General features: G+C 30.0%; 12 protein-coding genes. 3 read left to right on the top strand and 9 right to left on the bottom strand.

Translation table 11 applies throughout. The features are described from left to right. Nucleotides 1–2: 2 nt before the first annotated feature. Together ACFQ1U_RS12745 and htpG are read right to left on the bottom strand one after the other, a co-directional pair. Complete coding sequence (locus tag ACFQ1U_RS12745) at nt 3–1,328, bottom strand: hypothetical protein (RefSeq protein WP_386108988.1); 1,326 nt, start codon at nt 1,326–1,328, stop codon at nt 3–5. Nucleotides 1,329–1,413: 85 nt separating this feature from the next. Continuing rightward, nucleotides 1,414–3,300: a molecular chaperone HtpG gene (gene htpG, locus ACFQ1U_RS12750; RefSeq protein WP_386108990.1), complete on the bottom strand. Its 1,887-nt coding sequence runs from the start codon at nt 3,298–3,300 to the stop codon at nt 1,414–1,416. Nucleotides 3,301–3,487: 187 nt separating this feature from the next. On the opposite strand from htpG, the gene ACFQ1U_RS12755 reads away from it, so the two are divergent. Beyond that, a complete protein-coding gene (locus tag ACFQ1U_RS12755; protein WP_386108992.1) occupies nt 3,488–4,495 on the top strand; it encodes a 3-oxoacyl-ACP synthase III family protein in 1,008 nt (335 codons plus the stop codon). A gap of 78 nt (nt 4,496–4,573) precedes the next feature. Here ACFQ1U_RS12755 and ACFQ1U_RS12760 read toward each other — a convergent pair whose 3' ends face one another. After that, nucleotides 4,574–6,976, bottom strand: a complete 2,403-nt coding sequence (locus ACFQ1U_RS12760) for a TonB-dependent receptor domain-containing protein (RefSeq protein ID WP_386108994.1) — start codon at nt 6,974–6,976, stop codon at nt 4,574–4,576. A gap of 100 nt (nt 6,977–7,076) precedes the next feature. Between ACFQ1U_RS12760 and ACFQ1U_RS12765 the strand changes: the two genes are divergently transcribed. Further along, nucleotides 7,077–7,439 carry a CoA-binding protein gene (locus tag ACFQ1U_RS12765; RefSeq protein ID WP_386108996.1) on the top strand — a complete coding sequence of 121 codons (363 nt, stop codon included), beginning with the start codon at nt 7,077–7,079 and terminating at the stop codon, nt 7,437–7,439. Here the strand turns inward: ACFQ1U_RS12765 and ACFQ1U_RS12770 are convergent. From ACFQ1U_RS12770 to pyrR, 5 genes are read right to left on the bottom strand one after another with little or no spacing between them, the layout of a single operon-like run. Then, nucleotides 7,436–8,380 (bottom strand): ribonuclease Z, encoded by a 945-nt coding sequence (locus tag ACFQ1U_RS12770; RefSeq protein WP_386108998.1) that lies wholly within the window; start codon nt 8,378–8,380, stop codon nt 7,436–7,438. The genes ACFQ1U_RS12765 and ACFQ1U_RS12770 overlap by 4 nt on opposite strands. Beyond that, nucleotides 8,377–8,697, bottom strand: a complete 321-nt coding sequence (locus tag ACFQ1U_RS12775) for a T9SS type A sorting domain-containing protein (RefSeq protein WP_386109000.1) — start codon at nt 8,695–8,697, stop codon at nt 8,377–8,379. Before ACFQ1U_RS12775 ends, ACFQ1U_RS12770 begins: the two co-directional genes overlap by 4 nt. 35 nt (nt 8,698–8,732) lie before the next feature. Beyond that, nucleotides 8,733–9,065, bottom strand: coding sequence for a hypothetical protein (locus tag ACFQ1U_RS12780; protein WP_386109002.1), 333 nt, complete (start codon nt 9,063–9,065; stop codon nt 8,733–8,735). A gap of 2 nt (nt 9,066–9,067) precedes the next feature. Continuing rightward, entirely contained in the window at nt 9,068–10,000 is a 933-nt protein-coding gene (locus ACFQ1U_RS12785; protein WP_386109004.1) for an aspartate carbamoyltransferase catalytic subunit, read from the bottom strand. Beyond that, nucleotides 9,997–10,539, bottom strand: a complete 543-nt coding sequence (gene pyrR / locus ACFQ1U_RS12790; RefSeq protein ID WP_386109006.1) for a bifunctional pyr operon transcriptional regulator/uracil phosphoribosyltransferase PyrR — start codon at nt 10,537–10,539, stop codon at nt 9,997–9,999. The genes ACFQ1U_RS12785 and pyrR overlap by 4 nt, the downstream gene beginning before the upstream one ends. A 146-nt stretch (nt 10,540–10,685) precedes the next feature. Here pyrR and ACFQ1U_RS12795 point away from each other — a divergent pair, with 146 nt between their 5' ends. Beyond that, nucleotides 10,686–12,578, top strand: a complete 1,893-nt coding sequence (locus ACFQ1U_RS12795; protein WP_386109008.1) for a SulP family inorganic anion transporter — start codon at nt 10,686–10,688, stop codon at nt 12,576–12,578. Between the two features lie 32 nt (nt 12,579–12,610). Here the strand turns inward: ACFQ1U_RS12795 and ACFQ1U_RS12800 are convergent, their stop codons facing one another. Next, complete coding sequence (locus tag ACFQ1U_RS12800) at nt 12,611–14,359, bottom strand: M14 family metallopeptidase (RefSeq protein ID WP_386109010.1); 1,749 nt, start codon at nt 14,357–14,359, stop codon at nt 12,611–12,613. Between the last annotated feature and the right edge of the window lie 2 nt (nt 14,360–14,361).

The following is a 14,361-nucleotide window of genomic DNA, read 5'->3' on the forward strand; positions in this document are numbered from 1 at the left end:
AGTTAATTTTTGTAATACCAAAATGGAATATTAGCAATAGTTTTTGTTTTTTCTTCTTTTGATTTTTTATCAAAATATAAACTAGAAATATTTATAATATGTTTTCCTTCCTCCGACCTTTTAAGAGGAATTACTGTTTCAAAGCCCAATTGTTTGTTAATAGCTGTTATAATAAAATCTGATTTTTTAGTAATGCTATCAATTTTTATAGTATAAAGTTCATTCAGCTTTCTCAAATAAAGTTTATAAATACTGTCTCTTTTATGTAGGTCTTTATTTCTATTTTTAAAGATAAATTTAAAACTACTTTTAATTCCTCTTTGATTTTCTATTGGCTTTAATTCTGGGTTTTTAATTAACAAATCATTTTCTGTTTGCTCTTTGAATGGAATAAAGATAGATACGTATGGTTTGTCTGTAATTTTAGTATTTAAGGCAACATCTTTAACATATTCATGCTCATCTAATAAATCTAAATAATTATTCTTGCTAACAAAGTTTTTAGATGTATATGACATGTTAGTTAGGTAATGTGATTGTGCATTTTTTAAAGTAGTTAAATAAAAAATCACACCATATAAAGGTAACAGTATAAAGGCTATTCTTTTACCAAATTTATTATCTAAAAAATTATACACAATTGGTCGGTATAAAAAAGCAAATGTTATGTAATTGAATGCTTTATATATTGGCATGTATAAAAAAGAGGTCCATTCTTTTTTCTTTAAACCTCCTTGAGTTAAAAAATCAAAAAAGACAATTAATGCTAAAAATATAAACAAAAGTCCTATGGTTCCTAATAAAAAAGCCCCTACAAATTCACTAAATATACCAGAATCTAAAAAGAATCTAGCCATTAAGGTTATGATAAATAATACACTAAAGAAAGAAATCATGTAAAATAAACTTAAAAAAGTTACAGCAAATAAAATACTGCAATAGTTTTCTAGCTTATCAATGTAATTATCAAAAGAACCAACTTTCTTTTTTAAGTATTTTGTAAATCGTTTGCTATAATTTAATTCTTCATACTCAATTTCATTTGATACATATCTTAGTCCTATAGCTCCAATCCATAATCCTCGTAATACAACATGTATAACAAGATTAATAATAAGTATATAACAAGATAAAAAAAGAACAGGAAATAAAAACTTAGTATATTTCTGTAATGCCTTAGCTTCATTCCAGCCAATTTCTATAGGTTCTATAGTATTAAATAACCCATAAATTGCAAAACCAGAAATTAACAATTCCAATTGCCAGCTTTCTTGTTGAAGTTTATCTAATAAATTTTTAAACTTTAGTTTTTTATTTTCCTCATTCATAGTTTTTGGTTGAATTTTGACAAAAAAACAAAACCTCTTTGATTATTCAAAGAGGTTTTTATAATTATGTTAATATTTTGAGGTGTTACTTAATCAAAGTATAAGAACGTTTGATAAAGTTTGTCAATTCTTCACCGTGTAATAAATTTTGTGATAATTTTGCTAAATCGAAAGCTTGAGAAATTAATTCTTTTTGCTTGTTCTCATCAGCATTTAAAATATCAGATACTAATTCATGATTGGTGTTAACTACTAAGTTATACATTTCTGGCATATTACCCATTCCCATCATTCCACCACCTGTAGCACTCATTTCTTTCATTCTACGCATAAATTCAGGCACTGTAATAATAAACGGAGAAGCATTAGAGTCCATAGCTTCTAACTGCACTGTGTAGCTTGAGTTGTTTACAGTAGTTTCTATAACAGGTTTTAATTTCTCTTTTTCTTCTTCAGAAAGTTTAGAAATTATAGCTTCATCCTTTTTAATAAGATTGTCAACATGATCAGCATCTACACGTTTAAACTGTATTTTTGCATCACCAGATTCAGACTCTAATTTTTGCATTAAGTGCGGTACAATAGGAGAGTCTAATAATAAAACTTCATACCCCTTAGCTTTTGCATCTTCTATATAACTATGTTGAGCGTCTTTGTTAGCTGCGTATAAAATTACATGATTACCATCTTTATCAGTTTGTGCATCTTTAGTCTTTTCTACCAATTCATCATAAGTGAAAAAAGTATCGTTAACTGTAGGATATAATGCAAACTTTTTGGCTTTATCAAAGAATTTATCTTCAGATAACATTCCGTATTCTATGATAACTTTAATATCATTCCATTTTTGTTCAAAATCTTCACGGTTATTTTTAAATAAAGATGAAAGTTTGTCAGCTACTTTTTTAGTAATGTATCCTGATATTTTCTTTACAGCACCATCTGCTTGTAAATAAGAACGAGATACATTTAATGGAATGTCTGGTGAATCAATAACACCTTTAAGCATTTGTAAGAAATCTGGCACTATACCTTCAACGTTATCTGTAACAAATACTTGGTTTTGATATAGTTGAATTTTATCTTTTTGAATATCTAAATTCTGAGATAATTTAGGGAAGTATAAAATACCTGTTAAGTTAAACGGATAATCTACATTTAAATGAATGTGGAATAACGGTTCTTCAAATTGCATTGGATATAACTCTCTGTAAAAAGTTTTATAGTCCTCAGCTTCTAAATCAGCTGGTTTTTTGGTCCAAGCTGGTTGTGTATTGTTTATAATATTATCAACTTCTTTGGTTTCAGGTTTAGCATCTTCTGCAGCATCCTCTGGAAGTGGTAATGTTTCTGTTTTAGTACCAAATTTAATAGGTATTTGGTTAAAACGATTATATTTTACTAATAACTCACGTATTTTAGCATCTTCTAAAAAGTCTTTTTCATCTTCAGAAATATGTAAAACTATTTCTGTTCCTCTTTCAGTTTTGTCATGAGGTTCTAAGGTATATTCAGGAGAACCATCACAAATCCAATGAGCGGCAGGTTCTTCTTTAAAAGATTTGGTAATAATTTCAACCTTATCAGCAACCATAAATGCTGAGTAAAAACCTAAACCAAAGTGTCCAATAACACCAGTGTCGTTATTTGTATCTTTATATTTTTCTAAAAATTCTTCGGCACCAGAAAAAGCAATTTGATTGATGTACTTTTCAACTTCTTCGGCAGTCATACCCAAACCTTGATCTATAATATGTAAGGTTTTGTTTTCTTTATTAATTTTAATTTCAATTTGAGGGTTGCCGTACTCAACTTTTGCCTCACCAATAGCAATTAGGTGTTTTAACTTAGTGGTTGCATCTGTAGCATTAGAAATTAATTCACGTAAGAATATTTCGTGGTCAGAATACAAGAATTTTTTAATTAACGGGAAAATGTTTTCAACCGATACATTAATATTTCCTTTACTCATTTTTGGTTAATTTTTTCGTTTTTAATTATTTGATGTTTTAATGACAAAAAAAATACCAAACCCTATTTAATGACAACTTGACATTGTTAATATATAATTATAGCAGTACTTTTGTACGAATACTTTAAAATTCATACTTTTACGCGCTATTTTTTTGCAAACAACTAAAAAACAACCATTTATAATTATGTATAGTTCAAAAATTACAGGGTTAGGGTATTACGTTCCAGAGAATGTGGTGACTAACAATGATTTAACGCAGTGGATGGATACCAGTGATGAATGGATTCAGGAAAGAACGGGTATTAAAGAACGTCGTTGGATTGACCCTAAAACTGGTGATACTACAGCAGTAATGGGAGCGAAAGCTGCTAAAATTGCTATTGAGCGTGCCGGATTAACAAAAGATGATATAGATTTTATTGTTTTTGCTACGTTAAGTCCAGATATGTATTTCCCGGGCGGAGGTGTGCAAATTCAAGATTTGTTAGATATGCCAACTATTGGAGCATTAGATGTTCGTAACCAATGTTCTGGTTTTATTTATTCTCTTTCTGTTGCAGATCAATTTATCAAAACTGGTATGTATAAAAACATATTGGTTATTGGTGCCGAAAATCATTCTGGAGGTTTAGAAAGATCTACAAGAGGTAGAGGAGTAACCGTTATTTTTGGAGATGGAGCAGGAGCTGCAATTTTATCTAGAAGTGAAGAAGAAGGTAAAGGTATTTTATCATCACATTTACATTCTGAAGGTGCTCATGCTAAAGAATTGGCTTTAATTGGACCATCAACTAACAGATGGGTTCCAGAGATTATTGAGGCTAATGATCCGGATGATGTTTCATACTTTCCTTACATGAACGGTCAATTTGTGTTTAAACATGCTGTAACTCGTTTTTCAGAGGCTATCAATGAAGGATTAGCAGCAAATCATTTACAAAAAGAAGACATTGATATGTTAATTCCGCATCAGGCTAATTTACGTATCGCTCAGTTTATTCAAAAGAAGTTCCAATTATCAGATGACAAAGTGTATAACAATATTATGAAATATGGTAATACTACGGCAGCATCTATAGTTATTGCGTTAACAGAAGCTTGGGAACAAGGTAAAATTAAAGACAATGATTTAGTTGTTTTAGCTGCATTTGGTAGTGGTTTTACTTGGGGTTCTGTTATTATACGTTGGTAACTGTATAAGTTTAAGATTGAAAATTAAAAATCCGAAGTTATTAGCTTCGGATTTTTTTATTATCAATGTTTGGTTTTATTAAAAGAAACCTCCGCCTTGTTTTTCATTTGAATCACGTCTACGTCTAGATTTAGCCTTGTTTTTACCGCCACCAAATCTATAATTAAACCCTAAGAAAATAGTTCTACTTTCCCAGTTAAATCTACCATTTTGCACAAACGGATTTGTTGAATTAAAAGCAAACTTCATTCCTTTAAAAATATCATTCACGCGTAAATTAATAGTTCCTTTGCCTTGAAGTATAGTATAGCTCCCTCCAGCATTTACCATCCACATAGGTTCTACTTTCCATTGAATATCTTCATTAGCTCCACGGTACATTGCAAAGACTTGGAAACGTAAATTTTTAGTTGCAGTAAAGCTATTACTAACCCTTGCATTAAATACAGTATTATCAACCTCTAATCTTTCAGCGTTTGGATTGTTTAAATCTGCAATTCCAAATTGTTTTTGTGAATAAATTTCTGTGCTAAAGTTTGTTCTCCACCATTTAGCTATTTTGTAATTAGATGAAAACTCAAGTCCATATACATCGGTATCATCAAAGTTTTGAAATGTTAAAATCTGACTTCTTCCAGATGGATCGTTTAAATCTGCATAGGTAATTCTTGAAATAACATCATTTACATTTCTATAGAAAGAGCCTAAGCTAAATGAACCACCTTTAAATTTATGTGTATAATTTAACTCTAAAGAATTGGTGAATTGCGGAAAAAGATTAGGGTTTCCAACAGATGTAATTAATGGAGTACTCCATTCTCTAATTGGGTTCACTTGTTGAATACCTGGTCTATCAACTCTTCTACTATAACTTACTTGAAATTGATCTTTTTCTGTTGCTTCATAAGAGATAAAAACAGAAGGATATACACTAAAAATTTCATCAGTAACTTTTGCTGGAGATTCGTTTTCTTGATTAAAATTCCCTTCAATATCATATTGCTCAAATCTAGCCCCAATTTGTGTATTAAATTTACCAAATTGATGTCCGTAATTTACATAAGCAGAGTAAATATATCTATCATACGTAAAGTTAGAATTTGGATTACCGTCTTGTGTGGTTATATTGTTATTTTTTGTTGAGTTTTGACGATATTCTGCACCTATTTCTAATTTTCCGTTTTTATGAATAGGATTAGTATAATCTAAATTAATTTGTGTGTTTGAGGCATCATTAGTAATATCCGTTATAAAGTTTAAGGCATTATTGTTTTGGTTTTCTGTATCAATATTTACTGCATCTTCAATACCATTAATATCTGTGTAATTTGCCTCAAACTCAATGTTATGGCCTTTATCATCAAAATCTAGCTTATAATTTAAGTTATAGGTAGATGATTGATTTTCTATATCTTGAATATTATCAGCATTACTTGTAATTGTACCGTTTTCTGTTATTAATGTGCTTCCGTTACCGCCACCATTATACCAATTTTGCGTAGTATAAAATGACAATGTGTTTTTATCGTTTAAATAAATATCTGCACCAATTTTAAATAAATGAGATTGGTTTTTATTGATAAATTCAAAATTTTGAATTCTATCTTCATTTGGTCTATCTACAAAACCGTAATTATAATTATCACCACCATTGTAACCGTAATTTGTAAAAAAGTTTACGTTTCCAGTTTTATAATTCATGTTAGTAGCTGCATTGTATCTAACAAAATGTCCAGCAGTTAGGCCAGTATCAATATTACCATTAAAACCTATATTTGCATTTTTATGCAAAACAATATTGATGATACCACTCATTCCTTCTGGATTGTACTTGGCAGATGGATTTGTAATAAGTTCAATACTTTTTATTGATGAAGATGGAATTTGTTTTAACAATTGTGCTGCGCTAATGTTAGTTGGTTTACCATCTATTAAAATTCGTACATTTTCATTACCACGTAAGCTGATATTTCCTGTTTGGCTATCAACACTAACAGATTGAACATTATTAAGCATTTCAGAGGCAGTAGTTCCTGCAGATGTTAAATCTTTTCCTACATTTATTACTTTTCTATCTACTTTCTGAACTATAGTAGATGTTTCTGCTCTAACTTCAACTTCATCTAAAGTTGTGCTATCTTCCTCTAAAGCTATAGTTCCTAAATTTACTTTTCTATTTTTTTTATCAATTGTAATGGCTTTGGTGATGGTTTTAAAACCAATAAATTGTACTTCAACAGAAGCAACTCCTTCAGGAATATTTTTTATAGAAAACACACCTGTTTCATCTGTTATACCTCCAGTTATTACTTTTTTAGCAGTGTCATATATAACAATATTAACGTAAGGTAATGGCTGGTTAGTTAGCTTTTCAATTACTTTACCAGATACTGTTCCGGGTTTAGCAACTAAGTTTTTTGGCATTTGTGCTTTTACTAGTGTAGTTATACAAAAGAAAAATACCCATAATATTTTTTTCATTTTTATTGATTGTTTAGAATAGTAGTTACGATTAAAAGACTTTTAAGTATTATTTTTGTTACTCTTTTAATTTTGTTTAACGAATAATTAACAATTCTATATGAATAAAAAAACACTAGTACTAGGAGCTTCTCTTAACACATCAAGATATTCTTATATGGCTATTTTAAAGCTTAAGAATTATAATCATGAAGTAGTTGCTTTAGGAGTAAAAGAAGGCGTTGTTGCGGATGTTAAAATAGATGTTGATAGAAAAAACTATACAGATTTAGATACTGTAACACTTTATATAAATCCAACAATACAAAAAGAATATTACAATTATATAATTAGTTTACAGCCTAAGCGTGTGATATTTAATCCAGGTACTGAAAACCCTGAATTTATGAAATTACTTAGAGATGAAAATATAAAAGTTGAAGTTGCTTGTACGCTAGTATTGTTAAGTACGAATCAATATTAATTACAAATTTCTTCTTGAATAGGAAGAGAAGTATCGTAAGACTTACCAACGTAACCTAATTCCACACAATCAAAAACAGTTTCTGCTTCTGTTTTAAACTCATCTAGGTTGCTATATCTGCTAGAATAATGCCCTAAAATTAGTTTACCAACGTTAGCATTTTTTGCAATAGTTGCAGCTTGTTTAGCGGTAGAATGTTTTGTTTTTTCACATAATTCTTCTAAACCAGATAAAAAGGTTGATTCATGATATAATAAATCTACATTTTCAATTATAGGCACAATATCTGGTTTATATTTAGTGTCGCTACAGTAAGCAAAACTTTTAGGTTTAGGAGGTGGAATTGTTAGTTCTTCATTCGGAATGATTTCTCCAGAACTTAACATAAAATCTTTACCTGCTTTTAAATTATGATAATCACAAATCTCTATTTCATCATACATTTTGATGTTGTCAAGATGTAGATTTCTTGGTTTAGGTTTTTCTGTAAATAAATAACCATTTGTATACACTCTATGGTCTAAAGGAATAGTTCTTACACTAACTTTATCATCTTCAAAAATAAGTTCACTTTTGTTTGATGAAAGTTCATGAAAAACAATTTTATATTTAACATAAGAACTTGTTAAGCGTAATTGTAGTTCAGTAATTTGCTTAATTCCTTTAGGTCCGTAAATATGTAATTCCTTTTCTCTATTAAGTATTCCAAAGGTAGAAATAAGTCCAATTAACCCAAAAAAATGATCTCCGTGCAAATGTGAAATGAAAATGTGGTTTATTTTAGAAAAACCTACTTTATATTTTCTCATTTGACGTTGTGTGCCTTCACCACAATCAATTAAAAAGTAACGATTATTAATTTCTAAAAATTGTGAGCTAGGAAATGCATTGGCTCTTGGTGTTGCTGAATGGCAACCTAAAATGGTAAGTTTTATACTCATCTAATAACAAATCGTTTTGAAATAACCTCGTTTTTAGTTTGGATAGCGTAGATGTACATACCAGGTTTAAGGTTTTTAGCTTCAAAAACAATTTCTCTTTTTCCTATTTTAGTATAATAACCTTTTTTAAATACCGTTTTACCTAAAACATTTTTTACAATTAAAAAAACACCTTGTTCTTCATTAGAATCAAAACTAATAGTAGTGCTTGATGTAAAAGGATTAGGCGAAGCAGATAAACGAGTTACTGATTTTTCTTGCGAAAAAGTAACGGTTGTTAAGCATAAAAAGAATATTAAAAGTATTTTTTTTACCATGGTTCTTTTTTATTGGGGATTTGCTAAAAACTAAATTAAAAACCTAAGTCTCGTTGGATATTTTCCATTTCTAAAACATCTTCTGCTTCTTGCAAAGTAGGAACTATGTTAAAGGTTTCTGGAAATACATCAACATCAACATTTGGATACACTACTACAAAAGTTGTTCCATTTTTTTGATGTTGTGCGGCATATTCCAAAAATACAGAAATATCGTCCTCAACAACATTTAGTTTCGACGAAAGGTAAATAATAATATTGTCATTTACAAATTTAGTATGTTCATTGGTAAATGAAGTTTTAAAGGTGTTAAAATCAACTCCCTCAGAACTTAGCAATTTATACCCATCTTTTTCTTCGGTTTTCATAATTATCTTTTTATCTGTTGCGCAAGTAAATAAATTACTGCCATTCTAACAGCAACACCATTTTCAACCTGATTTAAAATTATAGATTGATCACTATCGGCAACATCACTTGTCATTTCTACACCTCTGTTAATTGGTCCGGGATGCATAATAACAATATCTTTATTCAAATTATCTAAAATCTGTTTATTAATTCCAAATAACTGCGTGTATTCTCTGGTAGAAGGGAAGTATTTAACATCCATTCTTTCATGCTGAACACGTAATACATTGGCTACATCACACCACTCAAGTGCTTTTTGTAAGTTCGTTTCTACTTCAACCCCTAAACTTGAAATATATTTAGGTATTAAAGTAGTTGGTCCACAAACTTTTACTTTTGCACCTTGCAATTGTAGGGCAAAAATATTAGATAATGCTACTCTAGAGTGTAAAATATCACCTACAATAACAATTTTTTTACCTTTTAAATCAGAATTTAAGGCTTCTCTCATAGAGAAACTATCTAGTAAAGCTTGGGTTGGATGTTCATGAGTACCATCACCTGCATTTACAATTTTAGCATCTACATGTTTCGATAAAAACACACCAGCTCCCACATTACCATGACGCATAACAACAATATCTACTTTCATAGATAGTATGTTATTTACAGTGTCAATTAAAGTTTCTCCTTTTTTTACTGATGATTGACCCGCAGAAAAGTTAATGACATCTGCAGACAATCTTTTTTCAGCTAATTCAAAAGAAAGCTTTGTTCTAGTACTGTTTTCAAAAAATAAGTTAGCAATGGTAATATCTCTTAAAGACGGAACTTTTTTAATAGGTCTGTTTATAACTTCTTTAAAATGAGTAGCAGTTTCAAAAATAAGTTCTAAATCATTTTTGTTTAAATATTTAATACCTAATAAATGTTCTACACTTAACTGCTTCATTTTACTTGCTCTAAGAATATGGTGTCTTTTGAATGGGTTTCTTTCCAGTGAACAACAACTTTCTCCTGGTTTATGGCATCTACTTGTCTTCCTCTGTAATTAGGTTGAATAGGTAAATGTCTACTAAATCTTCTATCTATAAGAACTAATAGCTCAACATTTACAGGTCTGCCAAATGCTTGTAAAGCTGTTAAAGCTGCTCTAACGCTTCTACCAGAGTACAAAACATCATCAACTAAAACTACTTTTTTGTTTTCTATTAAAAAATCTATTTGAGTTGGAGTAGCTTCTAAAGGTTCGTTTTTCCTTCTAAAATCATCCCTGTAAAATGTAATATCTAACAATCCTAATTGTAAATTTTGAATACCATAAAAGTTTTGCAAAATATCAGTTAAGCGTTTTGCTAAAAAAGAACCTCTTGGTTGAATTCCAATTAAAACGGTGTTGTCAAAGTCGTGATGATTTTCGATTAACTGACACGCTAATCGATGCAGAATGATATCAATTTCTTTAGAAGTAAGTAGTGTTTTTCTGCTCATGTTGCTATCAATTTTGATTGATAGATTTCAAGATTCAAAAGTAAATTAAAAAATTATGCTAGCAAAATTAAAGTACTGTAAACATACAAGTAAATGATTAAAATTATCTTTACATTTGCCAACTTTTAGAAAAGCCTAGAAATATTATGATGAAATACATTAGAAATAAGAAGATTAACATTAAAGATGATACGCTGGCAGGAATTACAGTTTCATTAGCAATGATACCTGAAGTGGTTGCTTTTGCCTTTGTAGCGCAAATTAGCCCAATAGTAGCTTTATTTGGAGCTTTTGTGGTTGGTTTGATATCTGCAATTTTTGGAGGTAGACCAGGATTAATATCTGGTGCAGCTGGTGCGGTAGCAGTAATATTTGTAAACATGATACAAGAAGGTCATGCTAAAGGTTTGTTATTTGATCAGCCTGTTGAAAACATGGGATACTTTTACTTGTTAGCGGCGGTAGTTTTAATGGGAGTTATTCAAGTTATAGCTGGTTTATTTAAGCTTGGTAAGTTTGTTCGTTTAATTCCTCACCCAGTAATGATGGGATTTGTAAACGGTTTAGCTATTGTTATATTTTTGGCTCAATTAGGTATGTTTAAAGAAAATAAAAAAGATGTTTTTGGTCAAAACATGCGCAAAACAACCTCTAAAGAATTAGTGTATAATGTAGCTAATAATCAGGTGAAAGATAAAGTGTCGGATGCTGTTTTATTTACTATCAATGGTTCATCAGTTGTTAATATAGCTACTAATAAAGAAGTTTTTACTATTTCTGAAGGACAGGTTTTTGATGTGAAAACTAAAAAAGTTGTTTTTAATATAGGTGAAGAAGGTTTTTACACTGTAAAAGATAGTGGAGTTGTAAAAACCGTTATGCAGGGCGAAAAATTATATACAATGATTGCTTTAGTATTATTAACCATGTTAATTGTTTGGGGCTTGCCTAAATTAACCAAAAAAGTACCAGCAGCTTTAACAGCTATATTAATAGTAACATTTTTATCTATTGCATTTGGATTAAACTCAATAAACGTTGGTGATTTTATTAGAGATGGAGGAGGAGCAGGTTTAAATGGAATTGATGAAATTTCAAAAAAATTAAACCTAATGGATTTATGGTCTAACTTACCTTTTAATTTAGATACACTTAAATTTATTGCACCTTATGCTTTTTTAGCTGCATCAGTTGGTTTAATAGAAACTTTAATGACTATGAATTTAGTTGATGAGTTAACTGACTCTAGAGGTAATGGTAATAAAGAATGTGTTGCACAAGGAGCTGGTAATATTGTTAGTGGTTTATTTGGTGGAACAGGCGGTTGTGGAATGATAGGTCAAACTGTAATAAACATTAACGCTGGCGGTAGAGGAAGGTTATCTGGAGTTACAATGGCAGTAACACTATTGATTTTTATTCTTTTTGCAGATAAATATATAGAACAAGTGCCAATTGCAGCATTAGTGGGAGTAATGTTTATGATGGTAATTGAAACTTTTGCATGGTCTAGTTTTAGAATTATTAAAAAGATACCAGTAGCTGATGCATGTGTATTGATAATAGTTTCTGCGGTAACAGTATTTTTTGATTTAGCAATAGCTGTATTTGTTGGTGTTATCATTTCAGCATTATCTTTTGCTTGGGAAAATGCTAAAAAAATTAGAGCTCGTAAACGTTTTAAGCCAGACGGTACAAAAGTTTATGAAATTTGGGGCCCATTATTTTTTGGAAGTATTACCGCTTTTAATGAGAAGTTTGATATTAAAAATGATCCAGATTCTGTAGAGATTGATTTTGTAGAAAGCAGAATTTCTGATCATTCGGCATTAGAGGCATTGTTTGTGTTGGTAGAAAAGTATCAAGCAGCCGGAAAATCAATAAAATTAAAACATTTAAGTGAAGATTGTAAAGTATTAATGTACAAAGCAAGCGATAAATTTCATAATGTAATTATTGAAGATGTTGAAGATCCTCGCTACCATTTGGCAGCTAACCCAGAAGCATTTCCAAAATCATTACATGAGTATGAGTTTTAAAAAATCAAAAATCCCGCTTTTAGCGGGATTTTTTAATTGACTCTATATACAGGAATCTTTAAATGTGCGTTTTCATAATGTGGGGTTTGTTCATATACCCATTTTAATTGTGAATAAGGATTATTTTTAAAATCTTCATCACTTATTAACTTCTCTTTAAATACTTTTTCAATTTCAGGATTTTCTTTTAAAAATGTTTCTGCTTTATCTTCAAAAACATAAGCAGAAAAGCCTTCTTTTTGCTGTAAAACGGTATCAAAAAAGTTCCAGTTAAAAAAACTATCAATGGCTTCTGGTTCTAATATTTCTAGTAAGTAACGTAAACCGTTTTGATTGGTTGGTATGAAATAATCGCCTTTTTTAAATCCAAGTTTCTGTGTTTCTTTTACAACCTTAGTATTGTAATGAAGATAATGACCTTCATAAGCTACTTTACGCGTGTCATAGCTGTCAATTTTGTAAGTTTCAACTTCAATAATTGTATCTTTATGCAAAGTTTTAATTTCAATAGCGTTGTTTTTTAAACGATTTATTACCTCATGCCAGCCTTGCGGAATTATATATGCTTTTGGTATATTTACTTCTCTGGTAACCGTGAAGTTATTGTAATAATTTATTTCTTTTTCAAAAGGTTTTTTAGTGTCGTAAAATAATCGTTTTCCGTTGGTGACTTTACTGTCAATATAAGTTCCCTCATATCCTTTAAATGTAAAAGAACTAGGGTTGTTTTTGTCTACTTTAAAAGCTATTGGGTATTTTTTATTGGTAAGTATGTTTTTAACGGCGTTAGCTCTTAATTTTTTTATGGTGTTAGATTGTTGTTCTGTAAAATCCAATGCTGCTATCATTAACTCATAGGTTTGTTCAACTCTAGTTTTGTATGGTTTTAACATGTGTGTTTCTACCATTAAGCCTAAAGTATTAAATAGTGTAGTGTAACCGGTTGAGTAGCGAGGAGAATCGTAAAATTGTGACCATCCTTTATCAGGTGTAGTTCCCCAAACATTTACATAAGGCGTTATAGGAATGTTTTTATTAGATAAAGAATTTTCTATCGAAGGACGCATTTTACCTTCTAAAAACGCTCCTAATTCACCTCCTAATTTATTGTGTTGAGTAAATAAATGAGTAATTGCATATTGATAATCAGCACCGTTACTTACATGATTGTCAATAAAAACATCTGGGTTTACTACATGGAAAATTTCAGCGAAACTAGCAGCATTTTTAGTATCTTGTTTTGTAAAATCTCTATTTAAATCGTAATTTCTTGCATTTCCTCTAAAGCCGTATTCTTTAGGTCCGTTTTGATTAGCTCTTGTATGTGAATTTCTGTTTAGAGCACCACCAATATTGTATACAGGAATCACACATATTAGAGTATTTTTGTATGCTTTTTTTAACGAGTCATTTTGAGTAATATCTCTCAATAAAAGCATTGAAGCATCAATTCCATCAGATTCTCCTGGGTGAATTCCATTATTAATTAAAATTCTATTTTTCTTAGAGGTTTTAATCTCTTTTTTATTGGTTTTACCATCGGCATTAAACACTATTAAATGTAATGGATACGAACTATCAGTTTCACCCATTTCAATAAGTGAAATTTCATTATAATTTTCCGCTAAATTTTTGTAGTAATCAATTACTTCAGGGTAAGTTGGGGTTTCTGTACCGTTAGACTTTTCAAAAAGAGTAGTAAAATCAATGTTTTTCTTCTTTTCTGATTTTAGACAAGAAATTACCAGAAAAAGAAGAGGGATTAGCGTGAGTTTTTTCATTT

The organism is Tenacibaculum geojense (assembly GCF_042676005.1).
GTDB classification, from domain to species: Bacteria; Bacteroidota; Bacteroidia; order Flavobacteriales; family Flavobacteriaceae; genus Polaribacter; species Polaribacter geojense.